The following is an 18,344-nucleotide window of genomic DNA, read 5'->3' on the forward strand; positions in this document are numbered from 1 at the left end:
TGACCATAGGTCGCCTCGCCGCTGTTGTAAAGTGCGTGCGGATGACGGCCTCGCGAAAGGACGGACGATGATCCAGTCCGTCGACAGGGCGATGCGCATCCTCGGCGTGTTGCGGTCCTCGCGGCGGTTGTCCCTGTCCGAGCTGGCCGGACGGCTGGAGCTGGCACCGTCCACAGTGCACGGAATCGTGAAAACCCTGCAGGCGCACGGATTCGTGCTGCAGGACAGGGCCTCGGGCCACTACCGGCTCGGTCCCGGCGCGCTGAAGCTGGGCAACGTCTACCTCGACACGCTGGAGCTGCGGTCCCGCGCCGTGTCCTGGGCGGCGGAGGTCACCCGCGGCACCGGGTACGCGACCCGCACCGGCGTCCTGCTCCCGGGCGAGGTGCTGATCGTGCACCACGAGCCACGCCCGGACGGGTCCCGGCAGATGCCCGAGGTCGGCATCACCATCCCGGTCCACGCCAGCGCGCTCGGCAAGGCGATCCTGGCGTTCTCCGACCCGGACACCGCCAACGCCCAGCTGGGGGAACTGCACAGCATGACCCGGGACACGGTGACCGGCCCGGAGCAGCTGCGCACCCAGCTCGACGAGATCCGCGAACACGCCTTCGCGACCGAACGGGAGGAAGCGGTCATCGGCGAATGCGAGCTGGCCGCGCCGGTCTTCGACGGCTACGACACGGTCGTCGGTGCGATCGGCGTCGTCGTCCCGGCGCAGGAGTGGCCTGCCGGGGACGCCCTCGAGCCCGTCGCCGGCGCGGTACGCGACGCGGCACGGGCGATTTCCCGCGAGCTCGGGGCGACACGCTGGCCGGTGCCGCCGGGGTGACACTCACCACCACGCGGCGTATGCCCTTCGGCGTCCAGTATTAGATTCCCCCTGTGCACACGGAGAAGACCCCCGACGACGGGAACGAACCCGGCCCGCGCCGGACGCTGCCCGCGGCCGACCTCGCGACCACCGTGGTGTTCGCCGGGTTCATCGCGGTACTCGGCGTCTTCCCCGGCCTGTACCTCGGCGGCGGGAGCGTACCCGTGGTCCTGCAGAACGCCGGGCCGCTGCTCGCTGGCTGCGTGCTCGGCGCGCGGCGGGGCACCGCCGCCGTCGTGCTGTTCCTCGCGCTCACCGCGATCGGCCTCCCGCTGCTTTCCGGCGGCCGCGGCGGTATCGCGCCGTTCCTGGGCCCGAGCTGCGGTTTCCTCCTCGGCTGGATCCTCTCCGCGCTGGTCGCGGGCGCGATCGTGACACGGGCGAAGCGCGTCGGCCTGCCGATCCTGCTGCTCGCCGCGGTGCTCGGACTGGCCGCCGACTACCTCGTCGGCGTCCCCTACCTCGCCTTCTACCTGGGCGATCCGCGCGCCGCCGCCGTGCAGTCGCTGGTCTTCCTGCCCGGCGACGCGATCAAGGTCGTGGCCGTCGCGCTGATCACCTCGGTGCTGCACCGGGCACTGCCGGGCAGGCTCGCCGGATCGTCGCGACGGACGGGCTGATGCTCGCCACTCCCCCGATCGCCGGCCCCGGATCGGTGCCGCCCGCGCTGCTGACCCGGGCGCACGGCGCGGCGGAACGGCTGGCCGCGCACGGGATCGGCGAGGGCTCGCGAGTGGCGATCGAAGCGCCGGACACCCTGGCCTGGTTCCTCGGCGCGGATCTGGTCGGCGCCGCCGCGCTGATCGTCGAACCCGGCTGGTCGGCGAGGGAGCGGGCCGCGGTGCTCGCCGACGCGGCACCGGATCTGGTCGTGACCGGCGATCCCGGCATCGCGCGCGAAGGCGTGACCCCGGCCGGTGACGGCCGCACCTGGTTCGCACTGCCGACGACGTCCGGCAGCAGCGGAGCGCCGAAAGTCCTGGCCAGGACCAGGGATTCGTGGCTGGACAGCTTCGCCGCGCTCGGTCCGCTCGACGGGCCGGTGCTGATCCCCGGGCCGTTGAGTTCGTCGCTGTTCCTCTTCGGCGCGCTGCACGCGTTCTGGTGCGGCCAGGACGTCGAACTGCTGTCGCGCTGGGACCCGGCGGCCGCCGCGCGGGCCGCGACGCGGACAGCGTCGGTGCACGTGGTGCCCGCGATGCTGACGGGACTGCTCGCCGTGCTCGACCGGCAGCCGGAGACGAGGGCTGCCTGCACGCTGAAAACGATCGTCTGCGGTGGAGCGCACGTCGACGCCGCGGACCGCGCACGTCTCGCCGAGCTGTTACCGGGCACCGAGCCGCTGTTCTACTACGGCTCCGCGGAACACTCGCTGATCGCCGTGGAACGCGGCGGTAGCGGCCTGCGCCTCGTTCCCGGCGTGGACGTCGAGATCCGCGACGGGATCCTGTGGGTCGATTCACCGCTGGCGCACAGCGCGCGACTGGACGGCGGCGTGCCCCGGTATGTCCACAAAGGATTCTCTACTGTGGACGATCGGGCCGTGTTCGACGACACCGGCGCGCTGGTGGTGCACGGGCGCGCGGGATCGATGGTGTCCAGCGGCGGAAAACTGGTCGCATGCGAGGAAGTCGAGGTCGTGCTGCGCGCCGTTCCCGGCGTCACCGACGTCCTCGTGGCCGGGACGCCGCATCGGACGTTCGGCTCGCTCGTGACGGCCGTTGTCGAAATCCCGGCCGAAACCACGGACACCTCCCGCGACGTCCTGCGGGCCCTGCGGACGGCCGCGCGCAGGGAACTCGAACCGGCCAAACGGCCCCGGCGCTGGCTCGCGGTCAAGGAACTTCCCCGTACCGCCGCGGGGAAACCGGCACGCGCCGCCGTCGACGCGATGCTACGGGACGGCGAACTCGCCGCGGAGCCACTGTGAACAACACTGTGAACGACGAACGGGTTCCTGTGGTCATCGCCGCCCGGCGGACCCCGATCGGCGACGCGGGCGGCTCGCTTCGCCGGTACACAGTGGACGAACTCGCCGCACCCGTGCTGCGGGCGGCATTGGCGGACTCCGGACTGACCACTGTGGACGATGTCATCCTCGGGAACGTCTTCGGCCCCGGCGGCAACACGGCGCGGGTGAGCGCGCTGCGCGCCGGTCTGGGCGCGGAGGTTCCCGGCGCCACGATCGACCGGCAGTGCGCCAGCGGGCTGGCCGCGATCGCGACGGCCGCCGCGTTGATCCGCGCGGGCGAGGGCGAGACGTACCTCGCCGGGGGCGTCGAAAGCGTGTCCACCGCTCCGTATCGCTTCTGGCGCCCGGAATCCGCGACCGCGCCGCCGCGGGCCTACACCCGCGCGCCGTTCGCGCCCGCGGAGATCGGCGACCCGGAAATGGGTCCCGCCGCCGACCTCGTCGCCGCGGAGGCGGGGATTTCCCGGGAACGCCAGGACATCTTCGCCGCGCGCAGCCACGAGCGGGCGATCGCGGCGCAGCGGGACGGGCACTTCGGCGCCGAACTCGTCCCGCTCGGCGCTGCCGAGAAGGACGAACGCCCCCGCGCGGGATTCACGCCCGAACGGCTGGCCCGGTTCCGGCCCGCCTTCACCGACGGCGGCACGGCCACCGCCGCGAACTCCTGCGGGATCAGCGACGGCGCGGCCGCCGTGGTGATCACCAGCGAGGCGGTCCGCCGGCGGCTCGGGCTGCCCGGCCTGCGACTGATCGCCTCCGCGACCTCGGCCGTCGATCCGAACCGGCTCGGGCTGGGCGCGGTGCCCGCGATGACGAAGATCCTCGACCGCGTACCCGACGTCGTCGAGTTCAACGAGGCGTTCGCGGGCCAGGCACTGGCCTGCCTCGCCGCGGCGGGGATCGACGAGCACACGGTCAGCCCCGATGGCGGCGCGATCGCGCTGGGACATCCGTGGGGCGCCTCCGGCGCCGTGCTCGTGGTGCGGCTGTTCGGCACGCTGGTCCGGCGACGCGCCGGAAACACGGGCCTGGCCGCGTTGTCGGCGGGCGGCGGTGTCGGCGTGGCAACGATGTGGGAGACGGTGGCGTGATCGAATTCGAAGGTGTCGGCCACCGCTACGGCGACCGCACCGTCCTCGCCGACGTGGATCTGCGGCTGCCGGAACGGCGGATCGCGTTCGTCGGCGCGAACGGTTCGGGCAAGTCGACGCTGGCGAGGATGATCAACGGCCTCGTCCACCCGAGCGCGGGCCGGGTCCGGGTCGACGGCCGGGATCCGGTGCGGGACGGCCGGGCCGTCCGGCGGCGCGTCGGCTTCGTGTTCACCAACCCGGACAGCCAGATCGTCATGCCGACCGCGGGCGAGGACGTCGCCTTCTCGCTGCGCCGAAGTGGACTGTCCAAATCGGAGCGTGCGGCGCGGGCGGCCGAGCTGCTCGCCGAATTCGGCCTCGCCGGCTACGCCGATCACCCGGCCCACGACCTTTCCGGCGGGCAGAAGCAGTTACTCGCGTTGTGCGCGATGCTCGTCACCGAGCCGGACGTCCTCGTCTGCGACGAACCGACGACGCTGCTGGATCTGCGCAACAAACGCCAGTTCGCGCGGCGGCTCGAAGGACTCACGCAGCAGGTCGTGCTGGTGACCCACGACCTCGACCTGCTCGGCGGCTTCGACCGCGTCGTCGTCCTCGATCAGGGACGGGTGGTGGCCGACGACCGGCCGGACGAGGCGCTGCGCCGGTACCGGGAGCTGATCGGGTGACCGGCGGCTACCAGCCGGGGACGAGCCCGCTGCACCGCGCGCCCGCCGGGGCGAAACTCCTCGGGCTGCTCGTGCTCGCGACGGCGGTGTTCCTGCTGCGTTCCCCTGGGTGGCTCGGCGGGATCTGCCTGGCCGTGGTGGCGGGCTACGGGCTCGCGCGCCTCCCGGTCCGCCGCTGTCTGCGGATGTTCCGGACGCTGCTGCTGTTCGCGCTCGCCGTGTTCGCGGTGCAGTGGTGGCTCGTGAGCCTCGACGCCGCGTGGCTGGTGAGCCTGCGGCTGGTGGCGGCGCTCGCCGCGGCGAACCTGTTCACCGCCGTCACCCGGGTCGACGACCTGGTCTCGACCATCGAACGTGTCGCGACGCCGCTGCGCCGGTTCGGCCTGCGGCCGGAGCGGATCGGCCTGCTCGTCGGACTGACCGTGCAGGCCGTCGCGACACTGTCCACAATCGCCGGGCAGGTCCGCGAAGCCGCGAAGGCACGGGGCGCGGAACGCTCGGCGATCGCCGTCGCGGTGCCGTTCCTGGTCCGCACCATCCGCCACGCCGACGAGCTCGGCGAGGCCCTCGCCGCCCGCGGCGAAGGCGACGGCAGGACCTGAAGCGCTCGTCCTGTCGGCGGGGAAACTGTCGGTGGGGCGAGTTATCGTCTGGCCGGTCCACCGCGTTCCCGTGTAGAAGGTTTGAGGTCCTGATGGCTGTGTCGTCCCGTGACTCGATGCTGGAGCTGCTCTCGGCGGACGGCCCGGACCCGGAGCACGCCGAAGCGCTGATGCTCTACGGCAGGCTGGTCGGAAACTGGACCATCAGCAACCGGTACCGCTTCCCCGACGGGCAGTGGCGGACCGCCGAGGGCGAGTGGCGTTTCGGCTGGGCACTGGGCGGCCGGGTGGTGCAGGACGTGCTCTTCTGCCCGGAGTTCCACGGCCGGTATCCCGGCACCACCGTCCGCATGTACGACGTCAACACCGGGCTGTGGCAGATCACCTGGTTCTCGCCGAAACTGCCGTCGTACTTCTCCCAGACCGGCCGCCCGGACGGCGCCGGCGGGATGATCCAGGAGGGCACCGACCCCGACGGCAAGCGCTCGCGGTGGACGTTCACCGACGTCACACCGGACTCCTTCCACTGGCAAGGTTTCAGCGCCACCCCCGACGGCGAGTTCGACCTCTTCCAGGAGATGCACGCGACCCGCGCCTAACCCGAGTTCTCCCTCCAATCACGCGAGATCTCCGTCCAATCACGCGAGATCTCCCTCCCTGTCACCGAAGTCGCCGGAGCGCGGGACGTGAGTCGCGTGATCAGGGGGAGATCTCGCGTGATCAGACGCGGAACTCGCGTGATCAGGGGGAGATCTCACGTGAGCTGGCGGCGGTGGGCGGCGACGCGTTCCCGGGTCGAGCACCGCGTCGAGCAGTAGCGGCGCGGGCTGCCGCCGCCCAGGTGCGCGAACGGTTTCCCGCAGGACGGGGACGCGCAGATCCCGCCGGGCAGGGCCTGCCGGTCGGCCAGCAGCACCGCGAGCGCGAGCGCCGACGAGGTCACGAACCAGGTGTCCCACGGCCCGTCGTCGTCGGCGTCCACGTGCAGATGCCAGCCGAAGGCCGCGTCGTGGGCGGTCAGCCGCGGCGGCCCGGCGTAGGCGGCGAAGAGGCGGTTGAGCACGTCGGCGGCTTCCTCGACGTCGGCGGCGGCGAACACCTCCCGCAGCGCGACCGCGGCCTCCCGCAACGCCGCGACGTCCTTTGTGGACGGTTCGCCCGCGTCGGTTTCCCCGTGCTCGCGCAGCACATCGGCGACCACGGCGGGCGAGGGTTCGCCGGGCAGCAGGACGTCCAGCAACGCCACCGCGCGGCGGACGGCGTCCCGCGCCGAGCGGCCCGCGACGAAATCCCGGTGCGGAACGGTCATATCCCACTGTAACGTCTCGCCCATGAGAAGCCGTTACCGGCTCGCCGCCTACCTCACCGGCGCGACGGCCGCCCGCACCGGCGACGAGCTGTCCGGCCCGGCACTGCTGCTGCTCGGCCTCGCCGGTTCGGCGGGCGCGGGGTCGGCGCTGCTCGCCGGGCTGACGATCTCGGCGGCCGCGGGCGGTCCGCTCTTCGGCGCGCTGCTCGACCGCAGCCCGGCGCCCGGGCGGCTGCTCACCGGAGCGCTGGCCGCGTACGCAGGCGGCCTCGGCCTGGTGACGGCGTCTTTCGGGCACGCGCCGTTTCCCGCGGTGGTGGCGATCGCGGTCGCGGCGGGCCTGGTCAACCCCGCGATCGCCGGGGGCTGGACGGCTCAGCTGCCCGCCGTCGCGGGTGCCGCGCTCCCCCGGGCGAGCAGGCTCGACGCGATCACCTACAACGCGGCGAGCCTCACCGGGCCGGGGCTGGCCGGGCTGGTCGCGACCCTCGCGAGCGCACCCGCCGCGCTCGTGGTGGCGATCGCGCTGGTCGCCGCCGCACTGCCACTGGCATGGCGCCTGCCGAAGCGGACGTCTCCCCTGCCCGGCACGCCCTTGCGTACGCAGTTCGCCGCAGGCTTCAGCGTCTTGGTCCGCAACCGGGCGCTGCTGCGCGCCACGGCGACGTCGACGCTGTCCTTCGTCGGTCTCGGCATGGCCCTGGTCTGCTACCCGCTGCTGGGAATCCTCCGGCTCGGCGGCGCGGGGAACGGCACGCTGCTGGTGACCGGGCTGGCCGCGCTGTCACTCCTGGCCAACGTCGTCCTGGCACGACGTCCCCTGCCCTTGAGCCCGGACCGCACGGTGCTCGCCAGCACGCTCGTCCTCGCCGCGAGTTTCGCGGCGTCGGCCTTCGCGCCCGGTGTGGTCCCGCTGGTGCTCGCGGCCGCGCTGGCCGGGCTCGGCCAAGGCCCGCAGCTGACCTCCCTGTTCGCGATCCGGCACCGCGAAGCCCCGGAGCACGTGCGCGCGCAGGTGTTCACCACCGCTGCCAGCATCAAGATCACCGGGCTCGCGCTGGGCACGGCGGTGGCGGGCCCGCTCGCGGCGTGGTCGGTCCCCGGCTGCCTGCTCGCCGCCGCGGCCACGCAGTTACTCGCCGCGGTGGCCTACCTGCTGTGTGCGGGCAGGAAGGCGGTCAGAACGCCATCGCCTGCGCGCGCCGCTTGACCTCGGTGCCGTGGCTGGTGCGCAGCGCGTTGACCGGGGTGCTCCCTGGCAGCGTGTCGTCGGCGGTGAACAGCCAGCGGAGCATCTCCGTCCGGCTGAACCCGGCGTCGGCGAGCACGGTGATGGTGCCCGCGAGGCCCTTCACGACCCCGTCCTTGACGAAGAAATCCCCGGGCACGCAGAGTTCACCGCCCCGGCGTACCGCGATCAGGTGACCGTCGCGCAACAGCTGCCGCACCTTGTTGGCCGAGATCCCCAGCACGTCCGCGACCTCCGACAACGGGAGCACGGAGACAGCGGTGTCGAGGATGTCATCGGCGACAGGAATCCCACTCACACGTGACACTGTGCCACATTCCGTCCCTTTTCCCGCTAGTGCGCACGGGTGACCGGTGAGGGCGTGCCCACTACGCGTGCGTGAGTCCGTACGATTCAGAGCTGTGACACGCACCCACCCCAGTCTGGCCGGAACGCTGCTCGAACAGCGGTACCGGGTGGACAGGCTGCTAGCGCGCGGCGGGATGTCGTCGGTCTACCGGGGCACCGACACCCGGCTGGACCGGCAGGTCGCGATCAAGGTCATGGACCCGCGCTTCGCCGACGACCGCTCCTTCGTCGACCGGTTCGTCCGGGAGGCCCGGTCGGCGGCCCAGCTGCATCACCCGCACGTAGTAGCCGTGCACGACCAGGGCTTCGACAGCCCCGTCGGCGGCGAGCCGGGGTACGCGTTCCTCGTCATGGAGCTGGTCGACGGCGGAACCCTGCGCGATCTGATGGACGCGAACGGGCCGCTGGACGTCGCCCTCGCGCTCACCATCGCCGAACAGGCCCTCACCGCGCTCGCGGCCGCGCACGCCGCCGGGCTCGTGCACCGCGACGTCAAACCCGAGAACGTGCTCATCGGCCGCGGCGCCACGGTCGGCTCCGGCGGCGTCGTCAAGGTCGCCGACTTCGGGCTCGTCCGCGCCGTCGCCAGTGCCGGGACGACCAGCTCCAGCGTCATCCTCGGCACCGTCGGCTACCTCTCCCCCGAACAGGTCACCACCGGCGCGACCACCTCGCGCGGCGACGTCTACTCGGCCGGGATCCTGCTGTTCGAGATGCTCACCGGCCGCGCCCCCTACACCGGGGACACCGCCATCTCGGTGGCCTACCGCCACGTCAACGACGACGTCCCGAGGCCGAGCGAGCTGCGGCCGGGGCTGCCGCCCGCCCTCGACGAGCTGATCCTGCGCGCGACCCGGCGTGATCCGGAGCAGCGCCCCGCCGACGCGGGCGTGCTGCTGTCCGAGCTGCTCGCCGTCCGCGCCGAGCTGGGCCTGCCCGCGGTGCCGATCCCGGTGCCCCCGCCGCCGGACGCCGGGGAGACCGACAGCGAGCGCACCATGCGGATCGCCCCGGTCACCGACCAGACCATGCCGGTCACCGGCCCGCAGGGCACCCGCGCGCTGACCCGCGCCGCCGCCCCCGTGGCGCCTCCCCCGCCGCCACACGCCGAGCCCCCGATGCCCGCCGGCGAGGCCAGGCCACCGGCGAACCGCAAGCGGACGATCGCGCTGATCGCCGCGGCGGTGCTGGTGCTGGGCGGGCTGATCGGCGCGTTCGCCTACATCCTCACCGACTCCGCGCCCAACACCGCGACCGTGCCCGCGCTCGCCGGGAAGAACCAGGCCGACGCCGGGGACGCGCTGCGCGCGGCGAAACTGGTCCCGCAGTTCAACCAGGTCTTCGACAACACCGTGCCCGCCAACACGGTGATCAAGTCCGATCCGGCCGCGGGTGCCACGCTGCCGCCGAACTCCACGGTCACCGTCCTGCTGTCCAAGGGCCGTCCGATCGTGCCCGACGTCAAGCCCGGCACCCCCGCCGCCGACGCGGACCGCGCGATCCAGGCCGTGCAGCTCACCCCGACGCGCGGGACGCCGGAGTACAGCAACGAGGTCGCGCAGGGCGCGGTGATCCGCACCGACCCGTCGCCCGGCAGCCCGCTCGACGTCGGCAGCACGGTCGCGCTCGTGCTGTCCAAGGGCCCCGAGCCGCTGCCGCCGGTCCCCGACGTCACCGGCCGCCCGCAGGACCAGGCGTTCCAGACCCTCAAGCAGGCCGGCTTCGAGCCGTTCCTGGCAGGCGAGGAGTTCAAGGAGGACGTCGCGGCCGGATCGGTCACCAAGACCAGCCCCGCAGGCGGTTCGTCGGCGACCAGCCGCAGGGTCGGCGTGTTCGTGTCCAACGCCGTCCAGGTGCCCGACGTCCGGTTCAAGCAGTTCGACGAGGCCGAGAAGATCCTCGCCGGGCTCGGGCTCAAGGCCGACCGGGACGGCGGCAGGGGACACGGCGGGTTCCAGTTCGTGATCGACCAGGACCCGAAGCCCGGCGAGCGGGTCAAGAAGGGCAGCAAGGTCGAGCTGAAGGTGTTCGGATGATCGGGAGCCGCGGCCGGGTGACCGGCGCGATCGGCCCCGGTCTGATCGGCGAGGTACTGCTCACGGTGCGCGGCGGGACGGAGGCGTTCTACGCCTACCCGGTGAATCCGGAGGAGAACATCGCCTCCGGGACCCAGATCCTGGTGGTGGATTTCGAGCCGCCGCGTACGGTCTACGTGGAACGGTGGCAACCGCTGAGCCCCTAGCGGCGTCGAAGGGCTACCCAGGAACACACAACAGAAAAGAGCGGGGGTAGCGCGGCTATGGGCATCGGGGAAATCCTGCTGGTCTCCGGCGGTGGGCTGATCGCGGTCCTGATCGTCGTCTTCGGGATCCTGCGGCTGCTGTACAAGGTCGCCGAGCCGAACGAGGCACTCATCATCTCCGGGCTCGGGGTGCGGGTCGAACGCCACGAGACCGCCGACAGCCTCGGCTTCAAGATCGTCACCGGCCGCGGGGTCAACGTGATCCCCGGCTTCCAGACCGCGCGACGGCTTTCGCTGGACACCAGGGGCGTCAACCTCCAGGTGTCGTGCGTGACCAAGCAGGGCCTGCCGGTCACCGTGCGCGCGGTGGTCATCTACAAGGTCGGCGACGACTTCGCCTCGATCGCCAACGCCGCCCGGCGCTTCCTCGACCAGCAGAAGGGCATGAACGACACGATCCACGAGCTGTTCTCCGGGCATCTGCGCTCGATCGTCGGCGGCCTGACGCTGGAGGACATGATCCACAACCGCGAGGCGCTGACCGGGGAGGTCCGGCAGTCCTCGGCCACCGAGATGATCAAGCTCGGGCTCATCGTGGACTCGTTGCAGATCCAGGAGATCGACGACGAGACCGGCTACATCCTCAACCTCGGCAAACCGCACGCCGCCGCCGTCGCGGCCAGTGCCAGGATCGCCGAGGCCCAGCGCGACCAGGAGGCGGCCGAGGCCGAGCAGATCGCGGCGGCGAAAAAGGCGGCCGCGGTGCGGGGCAGCCAGATCCAGCAGGCCGGGTACCAGGCCGAGGTGGACGAGGCCCGTGCGAAGGCGAGCCAGGCGGGCCCGCTCGCCGAGGCCAGCTCACGCCAGGAGGTCGTGGTCCAGGAGACCCGCGCGGCCGAGCTGGAGGCCGCGCTGGCGGAGCAGCGGCTGCAGTCGCAGGTCCGCAAGCCCGCCGACGCGAAGGCGTACGACACGCGGACCACCGCCGACGCGGCCCGCGACGCGCAGATCGCCAGGGCACAGGCCGAAGCGAAGGAGACCGAGTTGCGCGCCGCGGCGGACGCCACCCGGGTGAAGACCGCGGCCGAAGCCGAGGCGCAGGCCACCCGGTCGCGGGCGGAGGCGACGGCGAGCGCGACGAAGGCGACCGGTGAGGCCGAGGCGACCGCGGCGAAGGCCCGCGGGCTGGCCAACGCCGAGGCGGCCAAGGCACAGGGCCTCGCCGAGGCCGAGGCGGCCCGCGCGAAGGGCCTGGCCGAGGCGGACGCCATCAAGGCTCGGGCCGCGGCGCTGGCGGAGAACCAGGAAGCCGTCGTCGCCCAGCAACTCGCCGAACGCTGGCCCGAGATCGTACAGGCGGGAGCCCAGGCATTCGGTAACGTGGACCACATGGTGGTGCTGAACGGCGCGGACGGGATGTCCGACATGTTCGCCAAGGCGCTCTCACTGGGCGGGACCGGCCTCGGCCTGGCCCGGCAGCTGATGGACGCCATGGGCGGCACGTCGAAACTCGCCGAAGAGGCCGTGCAGCAGAACGGCGACCTGACGTCCCGCGAATAACGGCGATGAACTTCTTCACGGACGGTCCTCGCGAGCGGCCCCTGTTCCCCGTGCCGGAACAGGAGCTCTACGCCTATGAGGGCCGTCCGTGGACCGGTCCGCCCGGCGACCACATCGTGCCGGCGATGCTGCCGTGGATCGTGCAGCTGGCGCGGTCCGAGCGCACGGTGGTCGCGCTGCGGGGTGTCGAGGTCTGGCCGGAGGCGGCGACGCTGCGCCTGTCGGTCTACTCGCGCGACAGCCTGCTCGCCGACGCGCCCCGTGGCAGCCTGATCGACCACCGCCGGGTACCGGACTACAACGCGCTGCTCCTCGGCGTGCTGTTCGCCGACGGCAGCCGGGCCAGCTCCGAGACGATCTCGGTGCCGTCGGCGACCGAACCGGAGGCGCCGGTACTGCGGGCGCAGGGCCGCGGTGGCTCGGCGTTCCACTTCGACCACGAGGTCTTCGTCTGGCCGCTGCCGCCACCGGGGCCGATGAAGCTGATCGTGCAGTGGCTCGACCGCGGTATCTCCGAGACCCAGACCCGGCTGGACGGCGGCGCGATCCGGGGCGCGGCGCCCGAGGCGGGCGAGCTGTGGCCGGGCCTGCACCGCCGCACGCCGAAGGAGCTCCCTGCCCGCCGCGTCGGCGATCAGGTGGCGATCACGCACCAGACCGTCACGGGCGAGGCGACCACCGAGGCCTCGCCGTCCCCGCTGCCCAGCCGGGGACCCGGCGCCACCTTCGCGCGGCGAAATCCCGCCAACGGGTTTAGCCCGGGGAAGAACGCGGTTACCCCGGAACGGCACCCCGAGTCCTGAACACGTTTGGGTGAACGTCACCATAGTTAGCGCGGGTGAAACACCATGACCACTCACCCGTCATGTCCCGATGATGCAGTGTTGATGATGCAGTGTCGCTCATCCCCCTTCCCGTTCCCACCGGACAAGGAGAGGATGCCGATGACAGGCTCCCCGCTCAGCGCGCTCGACGTGGCTTTCTTGTGCCTGGAAAGCGAAACCGCCCCGATGCACATGGGCGCGGTGATCACCTTCAGCCCGCGTGGGCCGGTGGATCCCGGCAGAATGGCCGCGCTGCTGGCGGAACGCGCGAACGGGATTCCGAAGCTGCGTCAGCACGTGCGCACCGCACTGTTCCCGCCCGGCGCCGCCGACTGGGCCGAGGACCCGGATTTCGTTGCCGCCGACCACATCCAGCACCACGAGCTGAGCACGCTGTACGAACCGGACCCGCTGTCCGCCTTCGCCGCGCGCTGGATCGCCGAGCCGCTCGACACCGGAAAACCGTTGTGGGACTTGACGATCATCACTGGCCTGCCGGACGGGAAGTTCGCCCTGCTGCTGAAACTGCACCACGCGCTCACCGACGGCGCCGGTGCCTACGCCGTCGCCGCCGGCCTGCTCGACGACGTCCCGCGCCCGCGACGCAAACCCGAACCGGCTTCGCGTGCGGCGCGGCTGCCCGAACCACGGTCCGCATTGGACACCGTGAAGGACGCGCTCGGCGCCACGCTCAGCCAGGCGGGCGAGACGGCCGGGATCGCGTCCTCGGTGATGCGCGCGGCACGCCCGCCGCTTTCGCCGGTGTCCGCGCCGCCGTCGGCCGAACGGCGGCTGGGTTTCGTCCGGCTGCCGCTGGCCGACGTGCGCCGCGTCCGGCAGGCCCACGGCGGCACCACCAACGACGTCGTGCTCGCAGTGCTCGCGGGCGCCCTGCGGGACTGGCTGGTCAACCGCGGTACGCGCGCCGACGGCCGCTCGCTGCGCGCGCTCATCCCCGTCAGCGTGCGCGGCAGGGCCGCCGGACAGCTCGGCGGGAACAAGCTGTCCGGCTACCTGTGCGATCTGCCCGTGGGAGTGGAGGACCCGGTGGAGCGGCTGCGCCTGGTCCGCCGCGCGATGTCCCGTAACAAGGCCTCGGGCCCGGCCCGCGGCGCCGGCGCGTTCCCCCTGCTGGCCGACCGCGTGCCGAGCGTGCTGCACCGGCTCGGCACCCGCACCGCCGGGCTCGCCGCACCGCTGCTGTTCGACCTCGTGGTGACCACGGTCCCGCTGCCGCCCGCCCGGCTGACCCTCGACGGCGCCCGGATGACCGAGGTCTACCCGTTCGTCCCGCTGGCGCCCCGGCACGCGGTCGGGATCGCGGTGGCCACCTACCGCGACACCGTCCACATCGGACTTCAGGCGAACGGCGAGGCGGTCCCCGACACCGGCTCCCTGCGCGACGCGGTCCTCAAGTCCGCCGCCCGCCTCGTCGACGCCGGCTAGCTCCGTCCACAAAGGACCAAAATGCGGCCCAGCGTGGCGATGCCTCAGCCGCGGAGCATTTCGGCGACGAGGAAGGCCAGTTCCAGCGACTGCTGGGTGTTGAGCCGCGGGTCGCACGCGGTCTCGTAGCGGCCGGACAGGTCGACGTCGGAGATCTCCTGGGCGCCGCCGAGGCACTCCGTGACGTCCTCGCCGGTCAGCTCGACGTGGATGCCGCCGGGGTAGGTGCCCAGCTTGTTGTGCACCTCGAAGAACCCCTGCACCTCGTCGACGATGCGGTCGAAGTGGCGGGTCTTGTAGCCGGTGGACGACTCGTGCGTGTTGCCGTGCATCGGGTCGCACTGCCAGATGACCTTGTGCCCCGAGGCCTCGACCTTCTCGACGATCGCGGGCAGCACCTCGCGCACCTTGCCGTTGCCCATCCGCGAGATCAGCGTCAGCCTGCCGGGCTCGTTGTGCGGGTCGAGCCGTTCGACGTACTCGAGCGCCATATCCGGCGTGGTGGTCGGGCCGATCTTGAGGCCGATGGGGTTCGCCAGCAGCTCGGCGAACGCGATGTGCGCGCCGTCGAGCTGGCGGGTGCGTTCCCCGATCCACAGGAAGTGGGACGAGAGGTTGTACAGCTTCGGGTTCGCCGCGTCGGCGTTGTCCAGCCGCAGCAGCGAACGCTCGTAGTCGAGCAGCAGCGCCTCGTGGCTGGCGAAGATCTCGGTCGACTGGAGCGAGGTGTCGGTGACGCCGCAGGCGTTCATGAACCGCAGGCCGCGATCGATCTCGGCGGCCAGCGCCTCGTACCGCTCCCCCGCGGGCGAGGACGACACGAAGTCCTTGTTCCAGTCGTGCACCTGGTGCAGGTCGGCCATGCCGGCGCCGGTCAGCGCGCGGACCAGGTTCATCGCGGCGCCCGCGTTCGCGTAGGCGCGGATCATCCGGCCGGGGTCGGGCACCCGCAGCTCGGGCTTGGCGACCAGCGAGTTGATGATGTCGCCGCGGTACACCGGCAGGCCCAGCGCGTCGGTGGCGGCCGACCGGGGCTTCGCGTACTGCCCGGCGATGCGGCCGACCTTGATCACCGGCAGGCTCGCGCCGTAGGTGAGCACGACGGCCATCTGCAGCAGCGTGCGGAGGTTGGCGCGGATGTGCGGTTCGGTGTTGGACTCGAACGTCTCCGCGCAGTCACCGCCCTGCAGCAGGAACGCCTCGCCGCGGGCGACCATCGCGAGCCTGCCCTTCAGCCGGTCGATCTCGGCGGGCACGGTGATCGGCGGCACGCTCTCCAGGACGCCGCGGACGCGCTTGGTGAGCTCGGGGTCGGGCCATTCCGGCTGCTGCGCGGCGGGCAGGCCGAGTGCGGTGTCCAGCCGGGCACGCAGCTCCGGCGGCAAGGGAGGGAGCTCGGGGAGCGTGTCGACGGGAACATCCACAGTCCAGTTCACCCGACCAGCATAAGACGGTGCCTCCGCCACCGGGGAGGAGCCCGCCGAGGGCGGCACGCCAGGAGATCCGGTGTGCCGCCCCGCCGGGTCAGGCCGGGCAGGAACCGTCGCGCCCCGGCAGCACGCCGTGCAGCAGATAGCGCAGCACGACATCGTTGCCACAGGCGTTGCCCTTGGTGAACACGCCGTGCCCGCCCTGGTCGACGGTCGTCATCGTGGCCCGGCCGCCCAGCGCGCGCCGCATCTCCCGTGCCCCCGACAGCGGTGTCGCCGGGTCACGCAGGTTCTGCACGAGCAGCACGTTCCGCGGGCCTGACGAACCGATGCGCACCGGCGGTTCGGCGCGTTCCACCGGCCAGAACGCACAAGGATTCACGTTCGCCGCGGCGGGGCCGAACCTCGGGTGCGCCACCCGTTCCCGCTCGACCGCGCGCTGGTAGTAGCCGACGCCTTCGGGCCAGTCGTTGTCGTTGCACACCACCTGCAGTTGCAGGGCGGCGTGATTGTCCCCGTCGAGCGGGCCACCGGCCGGCGCGGCGGTCTGCCCGGCCCATTCCCGGGCCAGCGCCGGGAAATGCGCGTCGTCATAGAACGCGTTCCAGGTATTCGCCCGGAACTCCGGACCGCGGACGGCGGCCAGTGCGTCGAACTTCGCGATCACCGCCCGCGGGGTCCGCCCGAGGTGGTAGACGTCGTCCCGTGCCGCCGCCCAGGCCGCGAAGTCGGGCAGCCGGTCGTCGAAGCCTTCGGCGAAACGGTGGTGCTGCCGCACGTCCACGCCCTGTGGCCCGGTCACGCTGTCCAGCACGAAGCGGTCGGTCCTGGCGGCGAACATCGTGGCGTACGCGGCGCCGAGGTAGCTGCCATAGGAGGTGCCGTAGTAGGAAATCGTGGTCTCGCCCAGCGCGGCCCGGATCCGGTCCATGTCGCGGGCGGTGTTCGCCGTGGTCATGTGCGGCAGCAGGTCCGCGGTCGGCGCCGACGCGCACTTGCGTGCGACCACCCGTGCCTTCGCGGCGGTTTCGGCGACGTCCCGCGGCCCGTTCGCGTACGGTCCGATGATCGAACCTCGCTGCTCCGGGGCCATGTCGCAGGTGACAGGGGTGCTGTAGCCGGTGCCGCGCGGGTCGAACCCGATCACGTCGTACGCCTCGGGCAGCCCGGACGAGCCCATCCGTTCCCTCAGCTGCGCGGGCATCGCCAGCCCCGGGCTGCCGGGTCCGCCGGGGTTCATCAGCAGCACGCCGCGACGTTTCGCCGGATCGGGACTGGCATGGCGGGAAAGGGTGAGTTCGATGGTCCGCCCGCCCGGATCGGCGTAGTCGAGCGGGACCCGCAGTTTCGCGCATTCGAGCCCGGCGGTCGGCGACTGCGGGAGACCGTAGTCCGGACAGGGCGTTGTCCACTTGAGACTCGGCGCGCTTTCCGCGTTCGCGACGGGCGCAGCCGCCACGAGCGGAAGGAAAGCCAGGAGTACCACCGTTTTTCGCATACCCCGAGCGTCGCGCACCCGGGCGCCCGGCGCGTCGGACCGGGGCATGACGCCGCGGCTCAGCCCGTGGGCTGAGCCGCGGCGGCGGGGTCAGCCCGCCTGCGCCTTGCCGTAGAGCGTCTGCGCGTCCGCGCCGAAGTACGGTCCGAACATGTAGTTCGGCAGGAACGTGTAGCCGAAGCTGTTCACCGAGGCCTGCACCCCGGTCCCGGTGGCCTCGTCGAAGTTCAGGAACCACGGTCCCCCGCTCGACCCACCGGTCATGTTGCAGCCCATGCCGTGGTCCTGGGTCAGCAGGAAGTCGGTGATCGTCGGTCCGCTGCAGTAGATCAGTTTCGTGCCGTCGTAGGGCGCGGCGGCCGGATAGCCGAAGGTGTACATCGTCTGGTTGCGCGCCTGGTTGAACGCGATGCCCTGGGCGCCGACGACGTCGGTGAGGCGCTTTCCGCCGAGCTGGTTGACCACGGCCATGCCGACGTCGTAGTTCATGTCCTCGCTCGCCTCCCACTGCGGGGTGGTGAGCGTCTTGCTCGCGGTCCACTGGCCGTACGGCGCGTTCCCGTTGTCGTAGCCGGGGACGAAGACCCAGTCCGTGTGCCAGGTGCCCTGGTACTTGACGCAGTGCCCGGCGGTGACCACGACGCTGCCGTTCGAGCTCGTGACCGCGTCGCCGGAGCAGGAAGCCTTGCGCCCGTTGAAATTGAAGAACACGCGACCGGCCGTCTTGGTCACCTTGCCGCCGCCCGTCCACGCGCCGCCACCGTTCGGCACGCTCTGCGGGATGACGGTGCCCAGTCCCTTCGCGACGTCTTTGAGGACGCCGCTCGGAGCCTGGAGGAGTTTGTCCAGCGGAGTGGCGGACCGCATCGCCTCGGCGGTCCAGTACCCGGCGACGGCCTTCGCCTTGGCCGGGGTGTCGGCGGCCCGGTGGACGACGGGCCCCGGCGCCGCCTCGGCGGGCAGGCCGAGGACGGTCATGGCCAAGCCGGTGATCGCGGCGAGAACTGCTGCCCGGACGGAGGTTCTTTTCATGGACGCCTCACTTCCCGCGAAAGTGAACTGGGGCAACTGTGACACTTTCCACGGAAAGGCACAGCTACTCGAAAGTAGTTCTCCGCTCACGGAACGGCAGCCGCTGTTCGGCGGCAGCTGACGCGGCATCCGGGCTAACGCGCGCTGAAGGGGACTTTTGTCTCACGAGAGGCGCTGAAGGGGACTTTCCTCGCAT

The 18,344-nt window shown here is 71.9% G+C and carries 18 protein-coding genes; 13 read left to right on the forward strand and 5 right to left on the reverse strand.

What is annotated here, in order from left to right; all coding sequences use genetic code 11:
- The first annotated feature begins 67 nt into the window (after positions 1-67).
- The 7 genes from ACFW0G_RS18340 to ACFW0G_RS18370 all read left to right on the forward strand — a co-directional run bounded on the left by ACFW0G_RS18340 (position 68) and on the right by ACFW0G_RS18370 (position 5,809).
- Positions 68-832 carry an IclR family transcriptional regulator gene (locus tag ACFW0G_RS18340; protein WP_378326497.1) on the forward strand — a complete coding sequence of 255 codons (765 nt, stop codon included), beginning with the start codon at positions 68-70 and terminating at the stop codon, positions 830-832.
- 53 nt (positions 833-885) lie between these two features.
- Positions 886-1,494, forward strand: coding sequence for a biotin transporter BioY (locus tag ACFW0G_RS18345; protein WP_378326498.1), 609 nt, complete (start codon positions 886-888; stop codon positions 1,492-1,494).
- A complete protein-coding gene (locus tag ACFW0G_RS18350) occupies positions 1,494-2,804 on the forward strand; it encodes an AMP-binding protein (RefSeq protein ID WP_378326499.1) in 1,311 nt (436 codons plus the stop codon). The genes ACFW0G_RS18345 and ACFW0G_RS18350 overlap by 1 nt, the downstream gene beginning before the upstream one ends.
- Entirely contained in the window at positions 2,801-3,937 is a 1,137-nt protein-coding gene (locus ACFW0G_RS18355) for a thiolase family protein (protein ID WP_378326500.1), read from the forward strand. Before ACFW0G_RS18350 ends, ACFW0G_RS18355 begins: the two co-directional genes overlap by 4 nt.
- Positions 3,934-4,608: an energy-coupling factor ABC transporter ATP-binding protein gene (locus ACFW0G_RS18360; RefSeq protein WP_378326501.1), complete on the forward strand. Its 675-nt coding sequence runs from the start codon at positions 3,934-3,936 to the stop codon at positions 4,606-4,608. The genes ACFW0G_RS18355 and ACFW0G_RS18360 overlap by 4 nt, the downstream gene beginning before the upstream one ends.
- Positions 4,605-5,210 carry an energy-coupling factor transporter transmembrane component T family protein gene (locus ACFW0G_RS18365; protein ID WP_378326502.1) on the forward strand — a complete coding sequence of 202 codons (606 nt, stop codon included), beginning with the start codon at positions 4,605-4,607 and terminating at the stop codon, positions 5,208-5,210. Before ACFW0G_RS18360 ends, ACFW0G_RS18365 begins: the two co-directional genes overlap by 4 nt.
- 92 nt (positions 5,211-5,302) lie before the next feature.
- On the forward strand, positions 5,303-5,809 hold the full coding sequence (locus ACFW0G_RS18370; protein ID WP_378326503.1) for a hypothetical protein: 507 nt from the start codon (positions 5,303-5,305) through the stop codon (positions 5,807-5,809).
- A 155-nt stretch (positions 5,810-5,964) separates the two neighbouring features.
- Here ACFW0G_RS18370 and ACFW0G_RS18375 read toward each other — a convergent pair whose 3' ends face one another.
- On the reverse strand, positions 5,965-6,519 hold the full coding sequence (locus tag ACFW0G_RS18375; protein WP_378326504.1) for a CGNR zinc finger domain-containing protein: 555 nt from the start codon (positions 6,517-6,519) through the stop codon (positions 5,965-5,967).
- 22 nt (positions 6,520-6,541) lie between these two features.
- On the opposite strand from ACFW0G_RS18375, the gene ACFW0G_RS18380 reads away from it, so the two are divergent.
- Entirely contained in the window at positions 6,542-7,729 is a 1,188-nt protein-coding gene (locus ACFW0G_RS18380) for an MFS transporter (protein ID WP_378326505.1), read from the forward strand.
- On the opposite strand, the gene ACFW0G_RS18385 is transcribed toward ACFW0G_RS18380, so the two are convergent.
- The gene (locus ACFW0G_RS18385; RefSeq protein WP_378326506.1) at positions 7,698-8,066 is read right to left on the reverse strand and encodes an Rv2175c family DNA-binding protein; all 369 of its coding nucleotides are present in this window, start codon (positions 8,064-8,066) and stop codon (positions 7,698-7,700) included. The genes ACFW0G_RS18380 and ACFW0G_RS18385 overlap by 32 nt on opposite strands.
- Before the next feature lie 103 nt (positions 8,067-8,169).
- On the opposite strand from ACFW0G_RS18385, the gene ACFW0G_RS18390 reads away from it, so the two are divergent.
- The 5 genes from ACFW0G_RS18390 to ACFW0G_RS18410 all read left to right on the forward strand — a co-directional run bounded on the left by ACFW0G_RS18390 (position 8,170) and on the right by ACFW0G_RS18410 (position 14,188).
- Complete coding sequence (locus ACFW0G_RS18390; protein WP_378326507.1) at positions 8,170-10,152, forward strand: PASTA domain-containing protein; 1,983 nt, start codon at positions 8,170-8,172, stop codon at positions 10,150-10,152.
- On the forward strand, positions 10,149-10,358 hold the full coding sequence (locus ACFW0G_RS18395) for a hypothetical protein (protein WP_378326508.1): 210 nt from the start codon (positions 10,149-10,151) through the stop codon (positions 10,356-10,358). Before ACFW0G_RS18390 ends, ACFW0G_RS18395 begins: the two co-directional genes overlap by 4 nt.
- 57 nt (positions 10,359-10,415) lie before the next feature.
- Positions 10,416-11,918 carry an SPFH domain-containing protein gene (locus ACFW0G_RS18400; RefSeq protein ID WP_378326509.1) on the forward strand — a complete coding sequence of 501 codons (1,503 nt, stop codon included), beginning with the start codon at positions 10,416-10,418 and terminating at the stop codon, positions 11,916-11,918.
- Between the two features lie 5 nt (positions 11,919-11,923).
- Positions 11,924-12,721, forward strand: a complete 798-nt coding sequence (locus tag ACFW0G_RS18405) for a hypothetical protein (protein WP_378326510.1) — start codon at positions 11,924-11,926, stop codon at positions 12,719-12,721.
- A 141-nt stretch (positions 12,722-12,862) separates the two neighbouring features.
- Complete coding sequence (locus ACFW0G_RS18410) at positions 12,863-14,188, forward strand: wax ester/triacylglycerol synthase family O-acyltransferase (RefSeq protein WP_378326511.1); 1,326 nt, start codon at positions 12,863-12,865, stop codon at positions 14,186-14,188.
- Positions 14,189-14,232: 44 nt separating this feature from the next.
- Here the strand turns inward: ACFW0G_RS18410 and ACFW0G_RS18415 are convergent, their stop codons facing one another.
- The 3 genes from ACFW0G_RS18415 to ACFW0G_RS18425 all read right to left on the reverse strand — a co-directional run bounded on the left by ACFW0G_RS18415 (position 14,233) and on the right by ACFW0G_RS18425 (position 18,148).
- The gene (locus tag ACFW0G_RS18415) at positions 14,233-15,624 is read right to left on the reverse strand and encodes a class II 3-deoxy-7-phosphoheptulonate synthase (protein WP_378326512.1); all 1,392 of its coding nucleotides are present in this window, start codon (positions 15,622-15,624) and stop codon (positions 14,233-14,235) included.
- 88 nt (positions 15,625-15,712) lie between these two features.
- On the reverse strand, positions 15,713-17,116 hold the full coding sequence (locus ACFW0G_RS18420; protein ID WP_378326513.1) for an alpha/beta hydrolase: 1,404 nt from the start codon (positions 17,114-17,116) through the stop codon (positions 15,713-15,715).
- Between the two features lie 90 nt (positions 17,117-17,206).
- Positions 17,207-18,148: a trypsin-like serine peptidase gene (locus tag ACFW0G_RS18425; RefSeq protein WP_378326514.1), complete on the reverse strand. Its 942-nt coding sequence runs from the start codon at positions 18,146-18,148 to the stop codon at positions 17,207-17,209.
- Positions 18,149-18,344: the final 196 nt, after the last annotated feature.

This window comes from Amycolatopsis sp. NPDC058986, assembly GCF_042741125.1.
GTDB lineage: Bacteria > Actinomycetota > Actinomycetes > Mycobacteriales > Pseudonocardiaceae > Amycolatopsis.